The sequence below is a fragment of the Bacillus sp. CH_48 genome, from assembly GCF_038008465.1.
Taxonomy (GTDB): Bacteria; Bacillota; Bacilli; order Bacillales; family Bacillaceae_G; genus Bacillus_A; species Bacillus_A thuringiensis_S.
In genome coordinates this window covers 2300156-2321064 of the sequence record NZ_JBBOZF010000001.1, presented here as the reverse complement: position 1 = coordinate 2321064, position 20909 = coordinate 2300156, and the positions used below count along the sequence as shown (strand labels likewise).

The window sequence follows — 20909 nt, the reverse complement described above, 5'->3', positions numbered from 1 at the left end:
GCAACTGGAATGATTGTAGAAGAAATTATGAATCAAAATGTAGTTACACTACATCCAAACGATACAATCGAAACAGCAATCCGAACGATTCGCACGAAAGGAATTCGGCACATTCCAATTGTCGATCAAAATAATCACGTCGTAGGCATTATTTCTGATCGGGATGTAAGAGATGCAAGTCCGTCTATTCTAGATGAACAAGTTTCACTCGATATGCTGAAGCAACCACTTGAACTTATTATGAAACATCCTGTAATGACTTGCCACCCTCTCGATTTCGTTGAGGAAATTGCTACTTTATTTTTTGAAAATAAAATTGGCTGTCTTCCTGTTACAAAAGCTGGGAAGTTAGTTGGAATAATCTCAGAATCTACAGTACTGCACACGTTAGTAAAATTAACAGGAGCACATCAACCGAGTTCACAAATTGAAATTCAAGTAAAAAATGAACCTGGTATTCTTGGAAAAGTCGTTGCTATTTTTAGTGATTTACAAATAAATATCGTGAGCGTTCTCGTCTACCCAGCAAAAGATGAGAATGATAAAGTACTTGTTTTCCGCATTCAAACGATGAATCCTCTAAAAGTGATTGATGCACTTGAAGCAGAAGGCTATCGCGTATTATGGCCGAACATCATGGGGATGCAAGCATGAGTAGCGCGTTTATTTATTCGGATGACTTTCGGGGCTATTCATTTAGCCCTGATCATCCTTTTAACCAACTGCGCGTCACACTTACGTATGATTTATTACAAAAGGGTGGTTTCATCTCTCCCTCTCAAATCATCTCACCACGGATGGCTACAGATGAAGAGATTGCCTACGTTCATACAGAGGAGTACATAAATGCGGTAAAACGTGCTGGAGAAGGAAAGTTAGAAAAATCAATTGCGATGACATATGGACTAGGAACAGAAGATACACCGATGTTCCCAAATATGCACGAAGCAAGCGCATTGCTCGTTGGCGGTACGTTAACAGCTGTCGATGCTGTTCTTTCCGGAAAAGTAAAACACGCACTTAACTTAGGTGGAGGCTTACATCACGGCTTCCGTGGCAAGGCATCTGGTTTTTGTATTTATAACGATAGCTCCATCGCAATGAAGTATATTCAGAAGAAATACGGTTTACGCGTCTTATATATTGATACAGACGCTCATCACGGTGATGGCGTGCAGTGGTCGTTTTATGATGATCCTAACGTATGCACCATTTCATTACATGAAACTGGTCGCTATTTATTCCCTGGAACTGGCGCTGTAAACGAACGTGGACAAGGTAATGGTTATAGTTATTCTTTTAACGTTCCACTGGATGCTTTTACAGAAGATGAATCCTTTCTAAAATCATATCGAACAGTTGTAAAAGAAGTTGCAGCGTACTTTAAACCGGATATTATTTTAACGCAAAATGGTGCCGACGCACATTACTACGACCCACTTACACACCTTTGTGCAACCATGAATATTTACCGCGAAATACCGAAGCTCGCTCGTGAAATTGCTAATGAATATTGCGACGGTCGCTGGATCGCTGTCGGCGGCGGTGGCTATGACCATTGGCGCGTCGTACCAAGAGCTTGGGCACTTATTTGGCTCGAAATGAACAACATCCAAAACATCTCGGGTTATCTCCCTCCAGAATGGATTGACGCTTGGAAAGGACAAGCCGAAACAGAACTTCCCCTCACATGGGAAGATCCAGACAACATGTTTAAACCTATCCCCCGTAAACCAGAAATTGAAGAAAAGAATGCATTAACTGTAGCGAAATCCCTTGAAATCATTCGGAATAATATGACAAAATCTTTGTACTAAACGAAAAGGAGGCTCGTTTTTGAATAGCCTCCTTTTATTTATTGTCGACTACTGTCGGTAAGTCGATATGTTTCGAGTTGCGCCGATATATTTTATTTAATAATTAACCGGTCCAACTTTTATGAAAAAAGGACGTGATATTATGTGGACACAACAAATGATCCCCACAAAACGCGGCACATTTGAACTCTTTACAAAAGGAAATGGCGAACCGCTTTGTATTACACATCACTATTCACAATTTAATGAAACTGGTGATTACTTTGCAGATGTTTTCACTGCTACGCATCGTGTATTTCTCATTAATTTACGAGATACTGGTAGCTCTGTAACCACCCAGTCAGAAAACGAATTAAGTATGATTGAAACGGTTCACGATTTAGAAGCAATACGGGAAGCTTTACAACTCCCAACATGGCATTTCACTGGTCATTCAACAGGTGGTATGCTTGGACTTTTATATACGATTACATATCCAAATTCCTTACAATCATTAGTCGTAGCAGGCGCTGCAGCAAGTAACTATACCGAAACACCATTTTGTATTTATCATCCAGAACATTCACAGTTTCATTATATGCAAGAGCTCATCGAAAACTTAAAAAGCCCTCACCTTACAAGTGAAGAACGGAAAGAACTATCTACTAAGAGAACAAAATTATCATTGTATAAACCAGAAAACTACAACTCTTATTTTTGTAAACCAATCAAAAAAACAATGTCCGTTAGCCGGATGAATGCTTTCGCCAATGAATATCCTTCATTTGATTTAAGGGAGTATTTACCTTCTATAAAAACAAAAACACTAATTATATGTGGAAGACACGATGTGCAGTGTCCTATTCAATATTCCATCGAGATACATGAGGGTATATGCGATTCTACTTTTGTGACATTTGAGGAGAGCAACCATTATCCTTTTTTAGAAGAAGCTGCTCAGTTTACTTCTACTACTCAAATATTTTATAAATCATTGCAACAAGGAACTCTAAAATAGCATATTAAGGTCGCAAGTTAATTTTCCAACAAAAACCTCACAGCCTCTATAAGACTATGAGGTTTTTCAAAAGAAATATTTCACACTAGTAACAACCAAAAGAAGAACAGAAAAAATTATTAAACCTAAATCAATAAATACTGACTTTTTATCTCCTTCTTTTAAACTTATCATAAAACTAGAAATTATTTTAATTGCAAAAAAGACCATCATAAATAACCAACCCAAATGATCATTCGTAGAATCTTCATCATAAAACATTTGTATTGCACCAATAATTAATAAGATAAGTACAATATTAGTTCCAATCTTTAAAACCTTGTTTGATTTATTATCTTTTAATGTATCCCCCAAAATGTAGCACGCCCTCTCACACTCTCCTATGTTTTATCTCTCTTTATATTTTAACATAAATTACCTATTATCCCCTTTTGATCACATACAAAAAAACCTGCCAAAACTTTGACAGGTTCCCTACACATTAAAACGATAACCAGCTCCCCATACTGTTTCAATATATTGCGGGTGGGCAGGATCTCTTTCAATTTTTTCACGTAGCTTTCTAATGTGGACGACAACAGTGGCTAAATCACCAGCGGAATCTAATCCCCAAATGCGTTCAAATAACTGTTCTTTATTTAATACTTGGTTTGGATGTGTGACAAAGAATGTTAATAAATCAAATTCCTTCGTTGTAAATGCCACTTCTTCATTGTTTATAAAAACTTTCCTCGCTCGTTGATCGATAGAAATTCCGTGAATGTATAGCGTATCACGTTGCTTACTTACATTTCCTGATAATCTTTCATAACGAGCAATATGCGCTTTTACTCTTGCGACTAATTCGCTTGGGCTAAACGGTTTCGTTATATAATCATCCGCTCCTAATCCGAGCCCGCGAATTTTATCTATATCTTCTTTTTTTGCTGAAACAAGTAGAATCGGAATATCTTTTACAGCACGTATTTGTTTACAAATTTCGAATCCGTTCATTTTCGGAAGCATAATATCTAAAATAATTAAATCATAGTCTTCTTGCAGGGCTATTTGTAAACCTGTTTCTCCTGAATGCTCTACATCAACTTGGAAATCATTAATTTCTAAATAATCTCGCTGTAATTCTGCAATACTTACTTCATCTTCTATTAGTAAAATTCTTTTCAATTTACTCACCACATTCCTCTACTTTTTCCAATGAGAAGAAAATGCTTGTGCCTTTACCAAGCTCGCTTTCCGCCCAAATTTCCCCGCCATGTTCTTCAACAATTTGCTTCGCTATTGCTAAACCAAGTCCACTTCCACCTGTGCTAGAATTTCGCGATTGTTCTGCACGATAAAAACGTTCAAAGATATACGGTAGCGTATCAGATTCTATACCTGATCCATTGTCTATCACCTTCACAATAACTTTATTGTTATCACTCGATACTGTTACGGTAATTTTCTTCTCTTCTTTATCCATGTACTTCACACTATTATGAATTAAATTTGATATAACTCTATTTATCTTTTCGCAATCAGCCGTTACATATAATGGCGATGAATGTAATTGTAAGTTAATTTCTATACCTTCTTCACTTAAATCCATCTGCATCTCTTCTATTAATTCTTGCATAAACGTATTTAATTCAACTGTCTCAAATTGGAATGGAACTCGATTTAAATCGAGCTTCGAAAACAAAAAGAGTTCATCAATGAGTGTGTCCATATGTTTTGCCTTCGTATGAATTGTCGTTAAATACTTATCCATTTTTTCTGGCGTATTTGCTACCCCGTCCTTTATTCCTTCTACATATCCGATAATAGATGTAATCGGTGTTTTTAAATCATGCGATATGTTTGAAATAAGTTCTTTTCGATTTTCTTCATACTGCGTTTGTACTTCAATCGATTCCTTTAACTTCTTCCTCATTTCCTCAAATCCTTGATTTAATTGACCTATTTCATCGTGCGATGTAACTGGCATTTGAAAATCTAAATTTCCTTCTTTAATTTTCTCCGTTGCACCTTTCAATACAAAAATTGGTTTTATTACACTTCTTGAAACAAGATAACTTAATAAACCAATGAGTAAAATGGCTAATAGTAAAAGCGATACGAATAAGATTGGAAATAATTTTTGTGTAAGATCTACAAATGAACTTTGCTTTTTTAGTACAAATATACTCCCTTCTTCTTTCTCTGGAAAATAAAAATCAAACTTTACATATCGATAAAATGTCTCGCCTAGTTCCGTTGTACCACGACTATTAATATTTGCCGCTTCAAATTTCGGAAGGGCTTCTGTTAAAGTCGAACTTTCAAATCCCTTATTAGCATAAGAAATGTTTTCTCCCTTTCTTACAATTATTTTCACACCTTCTTTTTCAATTGATGAAACGAACGATTTATCTAATAATTGAGATTGATGTTGCTTTGCCGCTAATTTTAATTCAAGATAGGCATTTTCTTCTTCTGGTGTAAGCGGCTTTTGAATGTAAGAACTTTTATAGAAATTTTTCACTGCTTCCAAATCACCTGTTATTGAAAAAACAATTAAAAATCCCGCGACTAATATGAGCGTAATAGAAACGAGAATTACAGCAATATAAGAAAATAAAAACCTTGTTTTAATAGACATATGTTACATCCTCACTTTACCCATCCTTCATATTCATAAGCATAAAAATATATGTTCAAATACTCAAGCGATTTTATAGTAATTTTAGCGTCAGTTTATAAAAATTTAATGTTCCTATTTTACAGTTGAAATTAGGAGGTTGAAATTCCATGTTCAAAAAAACATTCAGTATGATATGTTGCGTAATTTTTTTACAAGGATGCTCGCAAGAACAAGAAGTCAAAAAGGAGATGACAAACATGGAGACTGCACTACTAGCAGCTACTGAAAAAAATGAAACGAATACTGTTATATCTTTACTAAAACAAGGTGCAAATATAAATGCGACGGATAATCAAGGACGTACCCCTCTTATGATTGCTACATACAAAAATGATGTAAAAACCGCAAAAGCACTTATCAAAGCTGGTGCTGACGTAAATATCCAAGATGACATGAAAAACAATCCCTTTCTATACGCCGGTGCGGAAGGTTACTTAGACATTTTAAAGCTAACAATTAATGCTGGTGCAGATCCTACGATTACAAATCGTTACGGCGGAACAGCTCTTATCCCAGCCTCAGAACATGGCTATATTGACGTTATAAAAGAACTCCTCACTCGAACAAATATTGATGTAAATCATGTAAATAACCTAGGATGGACAGCTTTAATGGAAGCTATCGTACTAAGTAACGGAAACGAAACACAGCAACAAGTCATTCGCCTTCTTATTGAGCACGGTGCAGATGTAAATATTCCAGATAATGATGGTGTTACCCCGTTAGAGCATGCTCGCGCTCATAATTTTGCAGAGATAGAGAAAATTTTGTTAGAAGGAAATAAGTAAAAAGCTTATCTTTGCCTTCCTCCCCCATCCTATGCTACATTTAAGCCGTTACATCAATATTAATAGGGTGGGAATACATATGAATAAACCTAAAATTGGGATGATTGGACTTGGTAGCATTGCGCAAAAGGCCTATCTTCCAACACTTACAAAAGAAACAGATTGGAACTTTGTCGGGGCGTTTACACCTAACGCAGAGAAAAGAAAACAAGTTTGCCAGCAATACCGAATTCAAGACTTTCATTCTATTGAAACGTTAGCTTCGGAATGTGATGCAATCTTCGTTCATAGTTCAACTGCATCGCATTATGAAATCGTTTCTGAGCTTTTGAAAAAAGGAATCGACGTTTATGTTGATAAGCCGTTAGCAGCTACTGTGGAACAAGCTGAGCAACTAGTCGAGTTGAGCGAGAAGTATAACCGAAAGTTAATGGTCGGATTTAATCGCAGATTCGTTCCTATGTATGTTGCTGCCAAAGAACAGGCTCATGATATTTCATGGATTCGAATTGAAAAGCATCGCACAAATAAAGTCGGGCCATATACGTACGACTTCACTATGTTAGATGATTATTTACACATTGTAGATACTGCTCGCTGGTTCGCTAATGATGACCTTAACGTCGTTCACAATATGATGCAAATCAATGAAAAGAATGAACTTCTTTACGGACATCATACATATACAACTCCAAGTGGACTGTTACTTTCTACTGCAATGCATCGCCATGCCGGTACAAATTTAGAACAAATTGAACTTGTAACGCCAGGGAAAATCATTCGCGTAAAAAATATGAATACATTTGAAATTGAACAGGAAAACTCAGTTTCACAAAGCGGTTCTCCATCATGGGATACGACGTTAAAACAACGTGGTTTTGAAGATGCTGTTCATCATTTTATTGAATGTGTACACGGAGATACAAAGCCTGTTGTAGATGGATTAGAAGGATTAAAAACGCAGCAAATGCTACAATCTTTACTAGATGATGTAAACAAAAATTAAAACGGATACATTTTTCAGAATTTACTTTCATTCCCATTTCCCCTTTATTTCTCTCGTAAATTTCTATAAAATATGTTGATAGGAATTATAAATTTCATAATGAATCGTGGAAAGGATGGGATTGACACATGTGGAACGAGTTTAAAAAGTTCGCTTTCAAAGGGAATGTCGTTGATTTAGCTGTCGGGGTTGTAATCGGTGCTGCATTCGGTAAAATCGTTAGTTCTTTAGTAAAAGACATTATTACACCATTACTTGGTATGGTATTAGGTGGCGTTAACTTTACAGATTTGCACTTTGGATACGGTAAATCAGCTGTTATGTATGGTAACTTCATCCAAACAATTTTTGATTTCTTAATTATCGCAGCTTCTATCTTTATGTTTATTAAAGTTTTCAACAAACTAACATCTAAAAAAGAAGACGAAAAAGAGGAAGAAATTCCAGAACCAACAAAAGAAGAAGTTCTTCTTGGCGAAATTCGCGACTTATTAAAACAACAAAATTCTTCTAAAGATAGAGCATAATTGAACGGATAAAAAGGCATGTCCCTCGGGACATGCCTTTTCTATATGCTATAACGTTTCCGAATTCATATGAATAAACAAAATAATACCAGCAACCATAAGTACCATAATGCTACCTGCAAATAGTGTAATACCAATAAACATTAAACTTTTGCTCATATCTACTGATACACTTTCAATAAAAATAGAAATTACATACGTGATAAGGGCAATTCCTGCAAGAATACTTCCTGGAACAAATCGCTTTAAACCATTTTGTTTTAACGTCATATATGCAAAAATAGCAGTCATACAAAGCGTAATTATCCAAAGAACGATCATCTCTTTTCCCCCCTCACAAGCCTTTTCTTTCTATTATACATGACATTGCCCTATAATAGTTATTTTTACACTTATGTGACATATAACAAGGAATCATACAATCTATAGAAAACTCTTCCAGGTAAGCTATATACTAGGGAGGATTTCAATTGGAAGATGATATTGTAGGATATTTTAAACAAGTAGAGCGATTTGATTATATTACAATCGACTTAGACAAAATTTTTTTTACATGGAAGTTGTACAAATAGAAACAAATGTAACTTTGCTAAAAATATCACTTAACTTAAAAAAAGATAAAACGATTGTAGATGGAAAAGCAAAGCACTATGATTCTTCTAGGCTAGAGCATTTAATACAAAATTTTAAACGCACTGCACAAACATGCCTTGAACATAATTTACGAAGCGCTGAAGAACTTTTTGCATTTTGGAAAAGAAATTGACCACTAGAAAAATATGGATATCCCTCATATAAATTGATATAATTACCATATGCAAATATTCTTTGTAAGGGAGTGTTCATAATGATTTGGATTTCACTAATCGTATTAGCTTATTTCATCATTCTCGTCCCAATACAGTACAACTACATTAAAATACTCAAAGAAAAACAGAAAAAAATGAGTGTCTCACAAAACGAACTATATGACAACATGTCTTATGAAGAATCCCAAGTGCATTACCATTATCAAAGTAACGTATTTACAATACCTGCTTCGCTTGTCGCAAGTATTATTTATAAGGTGAAACATGCAGCATAATATGTACGCTGTAAAATTATTGTTTGAGTCTGTTCATTCTGGTGAGCCTCATCCTATGAAAATGGATGAGCATTATGAAGAGAATCACGATACACTTTTTGAAGAAAGTATTATTCTTGTTAAAGCAAACAGTTTAGAAGAAGCTCATGAACTAGGTGAAAAGATAGCTATACAATCGGAGCACACATACGATAATATGTATGATGAGCAAATCACATGGACGTTCCGAAAAGTGTTACATGTATTTGAATTAGACGATACGCCATTTGAAACTGGAAAAGAATTGTACGCAAAATTTTTACACGTTAAGAAAAATGAAACTGTAGATACAGTAATTGAAAAATATTATCCTGAATATGAATAAAAGCTCACAGCAATCGCTGTGAGCTTTTTTATACTTATTTCGTTGAATCTCTAAATTGGATACGGTGAGGTAAGATAACAGTGTGATCTTCCACTTTTTCTTTGTTCATATACTTTGTTAATAGACGCATTGCTACTGCACCGATATCATACATCGGTTGTACAACTGTTGAAAGCTGCGGACGAACCATTAATGCAAGGCGTGTATTATCGAAACCAAGTACTTCTACGTCAGTTGGTACGTTTAATCCAGCATCTTGTGCTGCATGGATTACACCTAGTGCCATTTCATCAGAAGACACGAAGATTGCTGTTGGCTTTTCATCATTGCTCCAAAGCTTTTCGAATGCTTCGATACCTGAGTCATATGTGTAATCTCCATCGATTACAAGATTTTCATCATATGAAATACCTTCTTCTTCTAAAGCTTTTTTATAACCTTGTAACTTCTTCGCGCTTCCCGCTTTATCAATGAATGGACCAGAGACGAAACCGATACGCTTATGTCCTTGTTCGATAAAGTGCTTCATTGCATCGTAAGCTGCTTGTGTATAATCAATATTTACTGATGGCGTTTCATTTTGCTCATCAAATGACGCTGCTAATACAATTGGTACTGGAGATTTTTTAAATTCTTCAATGTGAATGTCTGTAATATCTTCACCCATGAAAACAATTCCGTCCACTTGTTTTCCAAGCATCGTATTTAATAGATGGAACTCTTTCTCTTTGTTTTGATCAGAGTTACTTAAAATGATGTTATATTTGTACATTGTTGCGATATCTTCAATTCCACGTGCAAGTTCTGCATAAAACGTATTTGAGATATCAGGAATAATAACACCTACCGTAGTTGTCTTCTTACTTGCTAGTCCACGTGCTACCGCATTTGGACGGTATCCTAAACGATCAATTGCTTCTAATACTTTCTTTCTTGTTGTAGGCTTTACATTTGGGTTACCGTTCACAACGCGTGATACGGTAGCCATTGAAACGTTCGCTTCGCGCGCTACATCATAGATTGTTACGTTCATCTCATCGCACACTCCTTCTATTTTTGTTATCTATTTTTATGTATCGGTTACTTGAATGAAAAAAAGACATCAACTCTATTTGCAGATGCCACCAATCGTCCCGAGTTCTTCCTTTTACTAATGATACGATATAAACGCAGGCTCATACAATATTTTCCCGCAAAAGTTTCGAAAAAATTCGCTTCTTTTCTCGTATTTTCGTATTTTTTATGAAAAAAGGGCATTTTTTGTAAAAAAATAGATATTTCCTAAGTAGAAATCTTATTTTAAGCAGTACGATAGTAAATGAAATTTATATCGGCGATTTTTCGAATATATGAACCGTAACTCGAAATATATCGGCGATTTCCCAAATATATCGACCACAACTCTAATTATATCAGCGATTTTTTTAATATACCAACTTCCCAACAAAAATCGACAATGACAGTCGCTATACAGCTGTCCCAAAATGCCTTTTTGGAACAGCTCATTAAAAGTTTTTATAATTTACTTCCAAATGATTTTAATTCATTCATAAAATCATTGAACTGCGGGATATTCATTTGCTGCGCCGCATCTGATAAAGCTACAGCTGGATTTGGATGTACTTCAGCCATAATTGCGTTTGCACCAATTGCCATCGCTGCTTTTGCAGTTAGTAAGAGAAGGTCACGTCTCTCTGTAGAATGCGTTACATCAAAAACGACAGGTAAATGTGTCTCTTTCTTTAAAATCGGTACAGCGGAAATATCAAGCGTATTACGCGTTGCTCTTTCATTGCTTCAGCAACTTGACGTACTTGTTCATAACTTTCCACTGCACACGGTCCCATAATAAAATGCTAATTTCCGTTACCAATTTTTTCACCATTAATTTCAACAATCGTATCTTCTATTTTTTCTTACAAGACACAAGTAGTGCTTTACGATGATCCTCTTCTTGTAACTCTAAGCCAACTTGAAAAATTTGTTTGAAAATATGTTGTAAAGTCGAAGTTTCAAATGGACCATTATTATTCTCTACAATTAAATCCAGCATATTTCTTTCACGTACAGGATCAAAACGTTTCACACCTTATACTTCTTTTAAAGTACCAACTTCTTGTACGAGACGACCTCTTTCGTTTAATAACTCTAATATTTGTAAATTAAGTTGATCAATTTCAGAACGTAAACGACCTAATTGTTGCGATGCCATAAAAAAGCCACATCTTTCAAATTCCTATATATTACTTTTTTAAGATAACTTATTATAGTTGATACATATACGATTGTCACACGATATACAGCAATGAATTATCATCAAAAAACATTGTATATTTTCATTTAAAATAAAAAAACCTTTTATATTTTCATTTAAAATAAAAAAAGACAGTTTACATACTGTCTTTTTTACAAGAAGGAAACAAACGGTTTATCACTGTTTTTCTCTTTTATAATAACGGCCTCAATTTTACTCTCGGACTTGATCTGTAATTGTACTTTCGCATCTTTAGGCAATTTGTCTAACATACCTTGAGCAGCCAATTGGGTAAGAGCCATTAATTCTGTTTTACCGTTATATTTAATAACAATATTCATATTTAATGTATCCATTTGATCTTTCTTATAAGAAACTTTTGCATTGACTGGAATAAAATCTCCATTAGAAAAACCTTTTATTTCCTTAGCAAAGTTATTTATTTTTGTATTATCTTCTCCATGTGCTTGTGTAAATTCATCAGAAGGATATGAATACGACTTTTCATCAATTGTACTCCAATTTCCAAGGTTCATATCATTCTTTTGAACAGTAGCACTAGCAATATACGTACCATTTTTTAAAGAACTTGTACTTTCTTGCTTAAAGATAGCAAACGTAATTGGAGATTTGTTATATTTATCATTTTTGTTAATAGCTTCAATAAGTTGTTTAGCAACTTCAGACCCTTTAGACATAGCTTCTTCATTCGATACACTTGAAGACATAGCTAAGCCAATCATAACACCAGATAAACTTAATTCATTTGAATTCTGTTTTCCAAAATAGTCTTGTTCTATAATATTCGTCAAAACTGGCGCTTCTACTTTCGCAACTAGTTCATCAACTAGTTTCTCTGGAATATACTGATTTAATTGCAGTACGTGACTCTCTGTATCAAATTGCTGCGTTGCAATATTTATTAAACCATTTTCATACTCTGCTAAATCTAATTTAGAATTTGTTTTTATATTAGCTGTATTAATAACCTTTTGTTCTTTTAAAGGAATAACAGTTCTATAATAATCTTTAGAAACAGCAGTTCTCGGAATCATACTTTTTTCTTTTGTATCTTTTTGTATAACTTCATCCTTCTTACTAATCGTATTACTATTGTTACTACAAGCTCCCAGTAATAAACTTACGACTGCGAAGGATAATGCCATTTTCTTCATTACTTAAAACCTACTTTCAACAATCTAGTTATTTAGTTTGAACTATTAATAGTGTACCACTAAATATATTTCAACAAAAACAAAAAAAAGAAGCAAGCACCTTTAGCTTGCTTCTTTTTACTTTATATTCTCTTCTAAAGCATCTTTTTTAATATTCCAATGAGATGTATTCCATACTACCATCCCATCTTTTATGTATAACACTTGCGGTGATTCATGTCTAATACTGTATTGTTCTGCAACACGATTTGACACATCTCTCGCATCTTGTACGTATAAGTAATACGCTGGCACTTCTCTTTCTTCACTGCAATACGCTTGAAATTCTGTGTATGCACCGTGACTAATCGGGCATGTCGTACTATGTTTAAAAAGAACATACGGCTCATTCTTTTCTACTAAGACTTCAAGCTCTTCAATTGTTTCAAGCTTTGTCATATTCATCACGATTCACCTCTCATACGAAATCTAGAGCGCTTCTCTTTCTTTTCAGCGTTTTTCTCAATTCTTTCTAATTTACGCTCTTCTTTTTCAACCTTCTTCTCTTGTCTCGACGCACGGTAATGATTGTATACTTCAATCGCCGCACTGCTCCACTGTACAACTTGCGCTACTTTATCAGCGTTATTTTCAATTTCGTCCGTTACAGAGTCTGATACATTACGAAGCTTCGTATTTAAAGATTGGATTGTAGTTCCAATCCCATCTACACCCGCTACCACTTTATTTAATGACTGTGACTTCTGTTGAATATCATCAGCTAACGCATTCGTTTTATGTAATAATTGCTCTGTCTCTACGCTAATTCCTTGCATTTGTTTTTCTAAACCTTCTAACGTGCTTGCAACGTTTTCTAACGTCTTCTGAACCGATAACAACGTTCTGCATACATACACAACTAATACTGCGAAAGCAACCGCGATAATAGCCGCACTTACATATAAAAGAACTTGCATTTCATCACTTCCTTTATCTTTTTCATACTTTCCCCTATTATACAATCATTTTCCGTTTCATTCTAATCCCTATCTCATCATTAGAATTTTCATACTTATTCGTTAACTGTAACATAAATCATTCAACAAATTCCACTAAGTAGGTTACAATAGGAGAGGATACATAATTAGTAGGGAGGCTTTACATATGAAAGATCCACGTATTGAAAAGTTAGCATACAATTTAATTAACTACTCTATTTGCTTACAAAAAGGCGAAAAAGTATTAATTGAAAACTTTGGCTTACAAAAAGAACTTGTAACTGCACTTGTAAAAGAAGCATATGCAGCTGGTGGTTTCCCATTCGTCTCTTTAAAAGATCATCAAGTAGATCGCTCTTTATTAATGGGTGCTACTGAAGAACATTTCGAACAAATCGCTGCATATGAAGCAAGCGTAATGAAAGACATGGACGCTTATATCGGTCTTCGCTCTGGCGATAATATTAATGAACAAGCTGACGTTCCAAGTGAGCGCATGAAAGTTCATGGCCAAACAGTTGGGAAAAAAGTTCATAGAGATATTCGCGTTCCAAAAACACGTTGGGTTGTTCTTCGCTACCCAAATGCTTCTATGGCACAGCTTGCTAAAATGAGCACAGAAGCTTTCGAAGACTTCTACTTCGAAGTTTGTAACTTAGACTACGGTAAAATGGATAAGGCGATGGATAGCCTTGTTACATTAATGAATAAAACAGATAAAGTTCGTTTAACTGGTCCTGGAACTGACTTAACATTCTCTATTAAAGACATTCCAGCTATTAAATGCTCAGGTCATTTAAACATTCCAGACGGTGAAGTATACTCTGCACCAGTTCGTGATTCTGTTAACGGTACAGTTTCTTACAACACACCATCTCCTTACAACGGTTATACATTTGAAAATGTACAACTTAAGTTCGAGAACGGTCAAATCGTTGAAGCAGCTGCAAACGATTCAGAACGCATTAACAAAATCTTCGATACAGACGAAGGCGCACGCTACGTTGGTGAGTTCGCAATCGGCGTAAACCCATACATCTTACATCCAATGGGAGACATCCTATTCGATGAAAAAATCGATGGCAGCTTCCACTTCACTCCTGGACAAGCTTACGACGATGCATGGAACGGTAACAACTCGAACATCCATTGGGACTTAGTATGCATCCAACGCCCTGAATACGGCGGCGGTGAAATTTACTTCGACGACGTACTAATCCGTAAAGACGGACGCTTCGTTGTACCTGAATTAGAAGCTTTAAACCCAGAGAACTTAAAATAATAAAAAACGCTCGGAATTATATCCGAGCGTTTTTTATTATCCTCACCCTATATTGATCTACTGTTCTTACTTTTTGTTTGCTGAAAATGAAAATAATATAAAAGCGCCACTGCGATAGTACCTATTAATATTGGTTCATATAAGGGCAGATCCCATTTCATATATACTCTAGTGCAGATAGCAAACACAAGCAAAATTTCCAAACAAAACAAAGGTTTTACATATTTCATTTCTTACCTACCATTTCTATTTTCACATGTGGATTTTCTTTCTCGATAAGCGCCAAAAATTCATTCATATCTTGCGGCATCGCAACCATATGTACTTTATATGCATTCGTCGTAATTTCAAGATACTTTCCAACTTGACGAACAACTCTTATATCTTTTAATACAACATCATCATTTAGAATACCGTACTTTAATACGCCATTTTCTACTTTATGTTTTTTAATAAATACTTCCCAAACGAGTGGTACATTTACAATGAAGCATAAACCCATCCCAATCAACGCTGACATCCAATGCGCTTTATTAGTGAAAAGCATGACAATTGGATATATACACATAAAAGCTAACGTAAGACAAACGAAAATGACTACTGACTTACTTCTTTGAATTGGAAAGTTCATACCTACACCCCCTAATCCAAATTATACCACTATTTCCATTTTGGTTCATAGAAAAAGGCCATTTCTAGATGACCTTTTTCACAATGTACCTATAAAATTTCTTATCTACCTGTAACACTGGAAAGTTTTTCGGCAACTCATCTATACTCACACTTTGAAAACCATTCTTTTCATAAAAGCGATGTGCCGCTAAAAATTTTACTGTTGTTCCTAAATAAATATCTTTCAACTTTTTATCCTCAGCCCATGAAATTGCTGTTTGAAGCAACATATATGACGCGCCACATTCTTTTCCACGAAACTCTTTTTGTACGAACATTTTTCTTAGCGCTACTTGATGATTCTCAATATCTAATAAAGCTACTGTTCCAACTACTTTCCCATCATAAAGTGCTACCCAAAAGTTTCCGTGATCCTTTTGATAGAATGTTTCTATTTCAAGTAAATCAGGTTGCTCTTCTTTCGTAATGGGAACATTATACTCTTTTTGCTGAATATGAACGATAAGATCTACTACTTCCTCTTGAAACGCACTTTCATACGGAATAATACGAATCTTCTCGTTCATCGAATATCTTTCCATTCTGAAGCTAATAAACTATATACAGTGATATCATGAAAATGATCATATAACCATTCTTCATCTCTTAAAATACCATCTAATTTAAACCCTAAACGCTCTGGAATAGCGCGGCTTTTCACATTTTCAACACCGCATCTAATTTCCATTTTATTTAATTTTAAATTCTCAAATGCATAGTGAAGCACAGCCTTTACGCTACGTGTCATAACGCCTTTTCCTCCAGCATCTTCTGCAAGGTAATACCCAAGACTCGCCGCTCTCTTCCCCCAGCTCACTGGATGAATACCTACCATCCCAACGAGCTTTCCTTTGTAACGTATACCACTTTCAAAACCGTCTCCCTCTGCAAATTTCTTTAACCACATCGGAAAAATCTCATCATAAGCATCAGCAGATTTTGTCCCATCTACCCAAGGAAGCCATTTTCGTAAATGATTACGGTTTTGGTCTATTAATTGATATAATTCTTCTTTATGATGTTTTTCTAGTAATTGTAGTTCGATTTCGTCATCTACTCGAAGTGTGAACATGTTTTTTAGTCCCCTTTTTATTTTTCTTATTATTCTAACATTTTTAGATGTAAAGAGTTAAATATTAACACTTTCTTTTGATTTTCTTTGTATAAAACCAGAAGAATACAATATTCCCGTAATAACTAATATCATTCCTACAGATTGTGCAGATGTTATATTGACTCCTTCAATAAAAGAAATAAGTATTGTAACAACAGGCACTAGATTAAAAAATAAAGATGTCCTTGCTGCCCCAATTTGAGCAATTCCATTATTCCACCATAAGTAACCAAGCACACTCATTCCAATTGCCATAAAGAGAATCGCTCCCCATGCCAACCAAGGAATTTCTAAAACTGGTACTATACTTTTTTGTGTAGAAGATATGATAATAAAGGCAAGTGCACCAATAGTCATCGTATATGTCGTCGTTTGTATTGGATTACCAGTTTTAATAAACCTTCTGCCTAGCACGCCGTATAACGCCCAGCAAATATTCCCTAATAAAATATAAAAATCCCCTTTTGAAAATGATAAATGTTGTAGTATTGTAAACGAACCTTGTGTAAGTACAAAAACAACGCCAATTAGTGCAAGTAACATTCCAATTGCTTGGCGCTTCACAATTTTCTCTCGTAAAATGACACTTGCTAACAGCGTCGTAACGAGAGGATTTGTCGCCATAATAAGTGCACCATTAACAGCTTCTGTATATTTCATTCCTAAAAAGAAAAAGAAGTTAAAGCCGAATACACCAACAATACCTAGCAAAAGATAATAGGTCCTATTCTGCATCCATACTTCCAAATCAAAATCTTTTCGTATTTTTAACAAACATAACATCACAAATGCAGCAATCCCAAAACGCCATGCTGCTATATGAATTGCTTCGAAATACTGCACCGCATATTTCGAAGCATTAAATGTCCCACCAGTAAATATCGCAAAACCTAATAACTGCGTATATACTTTATTTTTCATTGCCGGCCTCCAAGTCTTTTTCTTCTAGAAAACCGTAATAAATTTCTAACTTCTCCTCCGTTAGCTGAACAACTTTTTGCAATTGTTCCTGCTGTTCTTTTAATCGCTCCAAGTGAGTTGTTAAAATGGAAATTCTCTTTTTTACTTTCGCTGGTACTTCCTCTTTCTTCTGCCTAATTTCCTCTATAATGCACCCATCACTTGCAAACTCAGCCATCTCTTCTAATGACATCCCAGTTTGTTTTAATGAATATAAAAATTTTAATAAACGTACATCGCCTTCTGTATATTGACGAATACCGCTATTTCGCGTTGGTGGTGGTAATAAACCTAATTTCTCATAGTAGCGCAAAGTGTGAATGCTCATCCCTGTTAATTCTGCTACTTCGCCGATTTTATACATGTTCTCTCCCCCTTGTTTTTACATTTTCATCTTACAACCTAGAGTTAGCTCTAGGTCAATACATAAATAAAGTGAAACTTTAATCAGTGTGGGTCTTATTGCACGTTAATGCGGGATAAAAGTTGAACACAACAAAAAAAGACGCACAGCCACAGCTATGCGTCTTTTCTATTATTTCTCTGCAACTTGAACTTCTTTTACGTAAGCTGCTTCGAATTTTTGGATGTCACCTGCGCCCATGAAAATTAGAACGCCGTTTTTATGTTTCTTTAATACATCCGTTGTTGTATCTGTAATTAGTTCTGCACCATCAATACGCTTTTGCAGATCTTCAATTGTTAATTCACCTTTGTTTTCGCGTGCTGATCCGAAAATATCACATAAGTATACTTGATCAGCTTTGCTTAAGCTTTCAGCGAACTCATCTAAGAACTTTTCTGTACGTGAGAATGTATGCGGCTGGAATACAGCGACAACTTCACGCTCTGGATGTTTTTGACGAGCTGCTTCAATCGTTGCATTAATTTCTGTCGGATGGTGTGCGTAGTCATCGATAATAACTTGCTCTCCCATCGGCTTTTCATTAAAGCGACGTTTTACGCCTTCAAAAGTTGTTAATTGATGTTTTACTGCTTCTACATCAACGTTTTCATAATGGCAAAGTGCGATTACTGCTAACGCATTTAATACGCTGTGATTGCCGTATCCTGTAATTTTGAACGTGTCATAGTACGTATTACGAACGAATACATCGAATATCGTGCCATCTGTTCTCTTTTGGATGTTACGTGCTTGGAAATCATTATCTTCTCCAAATCCATAGAAAATAACAGGTACTTTCGCTTGAATTTTTTGAAGTTCTTCATCATCTCCACATGCAATAATGCCTTTTTTCACTTGCAATGCCATCTCTTGGAATGCACTGAATACATCATTGATGTCTGCAAAATAATCTGGATGATCAAAATCAATATTCGTCATAATTGCATAGTCTGGATTGTAAGACAAGAAATGACGACGATACTCACAAGCTTCAAATACAAAATACTTACTATTTTCTACCCCATGCCCTGTTCCATCTCCAATAAGGTAAGATGTAGGATGTGCACCTTGCATTACATGGGCTAACAAACCTGTTGTTGATGTCTTTCCGTGTGCACCAGTTACAGCAACACTTGTGTATTGGCTCATAAGGTCACCTAAGAAGTGATGGTAACGATGTACTGGGATGTTCAATTCTTTTGCTGCTACGATTTCTTCATGCGTATCAGGAAATGCATTTCCTGCAATAATCACTTGTCCTTCTTCTACATTATTCTTATCAAAAGGAAGGATCGAGATACTACGCTTTTCTAACGCTGTTTGTGTAAAGAAACGCTTTTCATAATCAGACCCTTGAACAGTATGCTTCATATCATGAAGAATTTGCGCTAATGAACTCATTCCTGTTCCTTTAATTCCTACAAAATGGTAAACTGTCATCTTAAAGAACCTCCAACATTTCGAACTAATACAACGGCCTATCTATAAGACAGTATATGAATCTTTTCTTATTTTGGTAATCATCATACATTTTTGATGTAGTGAGGTTATTCTTTCCCTTCACTTATCAGGATAAACTCGTACGTACTTCTTTATATGTCCATAACAAGTCCATTATAGCAAAAAAGAAGCCGCTATACTATGATAACAGAAAAACTGATAGGGTCAATCACCTATCAGTTTTCCTCTCTTTTACATATCTTCTCTTTTTTCTAATTGAACACGCTCTAAACGTGGGTTTGGACGATATTTACGACCAGCTTTTGCTTCTGGTTTCCCATTTAATTCTACATTATCACCAGTAAAGCCAATATTCATTTTTAACAAGCTACTCCCTACCCCATATATGTCAACAGGTACCTTTTGAGCTTCAAATTCACGAATACGCTTTTCATCAAATCCACCAGTTACAACGATGTCTACATGCTGGAATCCTTCTTCATCAAGCGCCTTGCGAAGTGCAAATACAAGAGATGGATTTACACCACGTGGATCAAATGTTCCAAGTACTTCTGGGTGGCGAATAAAGTATTGATCAATCATTGTGCGAGACGTATCTACACGCACACCTTTTAATGTTGATCCAAATTCACGCGCTACACGAAGTGCATCTGTAATAACATCATTATTGTAATCAATTAGTACAACTAATTCATCTTCTGGAAATTTCTTATGATATGCTTTTGCCGCTTCTACAACATCACCATTAAACATTTGAATTAATGCGTGAGGCATTGTTCCCATACCACTTCTGCCCCACCATTCATTCATTGCATGCGTCGCTTGTGCGCTCATACCTCCGATGTATGCTGCATAACCGTCACCAGCTTGTTGTGTATAATGATCGTCACGATCTCCCATGAAAATAACTGGTTTTTCTTTATCTACACTACGCGCAGCTTGGACAACATTATATACGTTTGTTGCAACCGATGTACGACGAGCTAAAATCCCATCAATAACACCTTCTAAAAATCCGAAATTCTCATAAGGACCATGAATTGTTAACACTGTTTCAAATGGACTAATTTTATCGCCATCTTTTAAAGAGTTAATTTCAAGTTCCTCAGGATTTTTAGCGAATGTTTGTAGCAATGCAATTACTTCATCTGTTCCGCAAAGAACTGCATTTTCTTTTTGGAAAAATTGCATCGTTACAACACTTTTCGGGCGAAATTCTTCAATAATTTCTCTAGTTTTTAAAAAGTAAACGGCGGAGAACCAACCTTCTCCAACTCGTTCGTCAAATTTAAATGTTTTATTTGTTAGTCGATTTATTTCACCTTTTAATTTTAATTCAATTTCTTTCATGTCGCTTTACTCC

General features: G+C 35.4%; 25 protein-coding genes and 2 pseudogenes. 10 read left to right on the top strand and 17 right to left on the bottom strand.

What is annotated here, in order from left to right:
- The first annotated feature begins 9 nt into the window (after positions 1-9).
- The 3 genes from N2V92_RS11625 (at position 10) to N2V92_RS11615 (ending at position 2814) form a co-directional block, all read left to right on the top strand.
- A complete protein-coding gene (locus tag N2V92_RS11625) occupies positions 10-654 on the top strand; it encodes an acetoin utilization AcuB family protein (protein ID WP_002123078.1) in 645 nt (214 codons plus the stop codon).
- Complete coding sequence (acuC, locus tag N2V92_RS11620) at positions 651-1817, top strand: acetoin utilization protein AcuC (protein ID WP_080117623.1); 1167 nt, start codon at positions 651-653, stop codon at positions 1815-1817. Before N2V92_RS11625 ends, acuC begins: the two co-directional genes overlap by 4 nt.
- Positions 1818-1938: 121 nt before the next feature.
- Positions 1939-2814 carry an alpha/beta fold hydrolase gene (locus N2V92_RS11615; protein ID WP_127057656.1) on the top strand — a complete coding sequence of 292 codons (876 nt, stop codon included), beginning with the start codon at positions 1939-1941 and terminating at the stop codon, positions 2812-2814.
- Positions 2815-2880: 66 nt separating this feature from the next.
- Here N2V92_RS11615 and N2V92_RS11610 read toward each other — a convergent pair whose 3' ends face one another.
- From N2V92_RS11610 to N2V92_RS11600, 3 genes are all read right to left on the bottom strand, one after another.
- Positions 2881-3168 (bottom strand): hypothetical protein, encoded by a 288-nt coding sequence (locus tag N2V92_RS11610; RefSeq protein ID WP_000502926.1) that lies wholly within the window; start codon positions 3166-3168, stop codon positions 2881-2883.
- A gap of 120 nt (positions 3169-3288) precedes the next feature.
- Positions 3289-3978 carry a response regulator transcription factor gene (locus N2V92_RS11605; protein WP_003280338.1) on the bottom strand — a complete coding sequence of 230 codons (690 nt, stop codon included), beginning with the start codon at positions 3976-3978 and terminating at the stop codon, positions 3289-3291.
- A 1-nt stretch (position 3979) separates the two neighbouring features.
- Positions 3980-5434, bottom strand: a complete 1455-nt coding sequence (locus N2V92_RS11600; protein ID WP_000023861.1) for a HAMP domain-containing sensor histidine kinase — start codon at positions 5432-5434, stop codon at positions 3980-3982.
- A 149-nt stretch (positions 5435-5583) separates the two neighbouring features.
- On the opposite strand from N2V92_RS11600, the gene N2V92_RS11595 reads away from it, so the two are divergent.
- From N2V92_RS11595 to mscL, 3 genes are all read left to right on the top strand, one after another.
- Positions 5584-6264, top strand: a complete 681-nt coding sequence (locus N2V92_RS11595) for an ankyrin repeat domain-containing protein (protein WP_000475120.1) — start codon at positions 5584-5586, stop codon at positions 6262-6264.
- Between the two features lie 79 nt (positions 6265-6343).
- Entirely contained in the window at positions 6344-7270 is a 927-nt protein-coding gene (locus N2V92_RS11590; RefSeq protein WP_001039702.1) for a Gfo/Idh/MocA family protein, read from the top strand.
- Positions 7271-7398: 128 nt separating this feature from the next.
- Positions 7399-7797, top strand: coding sequence for a large conductance mechanosensitive channel protein MscL (mscL, locus tag N2V92_RS11585; RefSeq protein WP_000267015.1), 399 nt, complete (start codon positions 7399-7401; stop codon positions 7795-7797).
- A gap of 48 nt (positions 7798-7845) precedes the next feature.
- On the opposite strand, the gene N2V92_RS11580 is transcribed toward mscL, so the two are convergent.
- The gene (locus N2V92_RS11580) at positions 7846-8118 is read right to left on the bottom strand and encodes a DUF3917 domain-containing protein (protein ID WP_000636586.1); all 273 of its coding nucleotides are present in this window, start codon (positions 8116-8118) and stop codon (positions 7846-7848) included.
- Positions 8119-8267: 149 nt separating this feature from the next.
- Here N2V92_RS11580 and dhp61 point away from each other — a divergent pair.
- The 3 genes and pseudogenes from dhp61 to N2V92_RS11565 all read left to right on the top strand — a co-directional run bounded on the left by dhp61 (position 8268) and on the right by N2V92_RS11565 (position 9245).
- A pseudogene (dhp61, locus tag N2V92_RS11575) lies at positions 8268-8563 on the top strand (protein Dhp61).
- 81 nt (positions 8564-8644) lie between these two features.
- Complete coding sequence (locus N2V92_RS11570) at positions 8645-8881, top strand: DUF3949 domain-containing protein (protein ID WP_000637885.1); 237 nt, start codon at positions 8645-8647, stop codon at positions 8879-8881.
- Between the two features lies 1 nt (position 8882).
- Positions 8883-9245 carry a DUF4288 domain-containing protein gene (locus N2V92_RS11565; protein ID WP_003309991.1) on the top strand — a complete coding sequence of 121 codons (363 nt, stop codon included), beginning with the start codon at positions 8883-8885 and terminating at the stop codon, positions 9243-9245.
- Between the two features lie 34 nt (positions 9246-9279).
- Here N2V92_RS11565 and ccpA read toward each other — a convergent pair whose 3' ends face one another.
- The 5 genes and pseudogenes from ccpA to N2V92_RS11530 all read right to left on the bottom strand — a co-directional run bounded on the left by ccpA (position 9280) and on the right by N2V92_RS11530 (position 13630).
- On the bottom strand, positions 9280-10278 hold the full coding sequence (ccpA, locus tag N2V92_RS11560) for a catabolite control protein A (protein ID WP_001103303.1): 999 nt from the start codon (positions 10276-10278) through the stop codon (positions 9280-9282).
- A 482-nt stretch (positions 10279-10760) separates the two neighbouring features.
- Positions 10761-11457 (bottom strand): annotated as a pseudogene (gene aroA, locus N2V92_RS30025) (chorismate mutase).
- 194 nt (positions 11458-11651) lie between these two features.
- On the bottom strand, positions 11652-12674 hold the full coding sequence (locus N2V92_RS11540; RefSeq protein WP_000738027.1) for a CamS family sex pheromone protein: 1023 nt from the start codon (positions 12672-12674) through the stop codon (positions 11652-11654).
- Between the two features lie 117 nt (positions 12675-12791).
- A complete protein-coding gene (gene ytxJ / locus N2V92_RS11535; protein WP_001057469.1) occupies positions 12792-13118 on the bottom strand; it encodes a bacillithiol system redox-active protein YtxJ in 327 nt (108 codons plus the stop codon).
- Complete coding sequence (locus N2V92_RS11530; RefSeq protein WP_001197721.1) at positions 13118-13630, bottom strand: DUF948 domain-containing protein; 513 nt, start codon at positions 13628-13630, stop codon at positions 13118-13120. The genes ytxJ and N2V92_RS11530 overlap by 1 nt, the downstream gene beginning before the upstream one ends.
- 187 nt (positions 13631-13817) lie before the next feature.
- Between N2V92_RS11530 and N2V92_RS11525 the strand changes: the two genes are divergently transcribed.
- Entirely contained in the window at positions 13818-14933 is a 1116-nt protein-coding gene (locus N2V92_RS11525) for an aminopeptidase (protein ID WP_016077210.1), read from the top strand.
- A gap of 47 nt (positions 14934-14980) precedes the next feature.
- On the opposite strand, the gene N2V92_RS11520 is transcribed toward N2V92_RS11525, so the two are convergent.
- The 8 genes from N2V92_RS11520 to N2V92_RS11485 all read right to left on the bottom strand — a co-directional run bounded on the left by N2V92_RS11520 (position 14981) and on the right by N2V92_RS11485 (position 20896).
- A complete protein-coding gene (locus N2V92_RS11520; RefSeq protein ID WP_023523191.1) occupies positions 14981-15163 on the bottom strand; it encodes a hypothetical protein in 183 nt (60 codons plus the stop codon).
- Positions 15160-15564: a PH domain-containing protein gene (locus N2V92_RS11515; protein WP_001010622.1), complete on the bottom strand. Its 405-nt coding sequence runs from the start codon at positions 15562-15564 to the stop codon at positions 15160-15162. Before N2V92_RS11515 ends, N2V92_RS11520 begins: the two co-directional genes overlap by 4 nt.
- A 64-nt stretch (positions 15565-15628) precedes the next feature.
- Entirely contained in the window at positions 15629-16132 is a 504-nt protein-coding gene (locus tag N2V92_RS11510; protein WP_001003135.1) for a GNAT family N-acetyltransferase, read from the bottom strand.
- A complete protein-coding gene (locus N2V92_RS11505) occupies positions 16129-16677 on the bottom strand; it encodes a GNAT family N-acetyltransferase (protein ID WP_016077209.1) in 549 nt (182 codons plus the stop codon). Before N2V92_RS11505 ends, N2V92_RS11510 begins: the two co-directional genes overlap by 4 nt.
- Before the next feature lie 57 nt (positions 16678-16734).
- Positions 16735-17640 (bottom strand): DMT family transporter, encoded by a 906-nt coding sequence (locus N2V92_RS11500; protein WP_000792471.1) that lies wholly within the window; start codon positions 17638-17640, stop codon positions 16735-16737.
- On the bottom strand, positions 17630-18043 hold the full coding sequence (locus N2V92_RS11495; protein ID WP_000276609.1) for a MerR family transcriptional regulator: 414 nt from the start codon (positions 18041-18043) through the stop codon (positions 17630-17632). Before N2V92_RS11495 ends, N2V92_RS11500 begins: the two co-directional genes overlap by 11 nt.
- 171 nt (positions 18044-18214) lie before the next feature.
- Complete coding sequence (gene murC, locus N2V92_RS11490) at positions 18215-19525, bottom strand: UDP-N-acetylmuramate--L-alanine ligase (RefSeq protein WP_000219469.1); 1311 nt, start codon at positions 19523-19525, stop codon at positions 18215-18217.
- Positions 19526-19777: 252 nt separating this feature from the next.
- Positions 19778-20896 (bottom strand): nicotinate phosphoribosyltransferase, encoded by a 1119-nt coding sequence (locus tag N2V92_RS11485; protein WP_000658372.1) that lies wholly within the window; start codon positions 20894-20896, stop codon positions 19778-19780.
- Positions 20897-20909 lie beyond the last annotated feature (13 nt).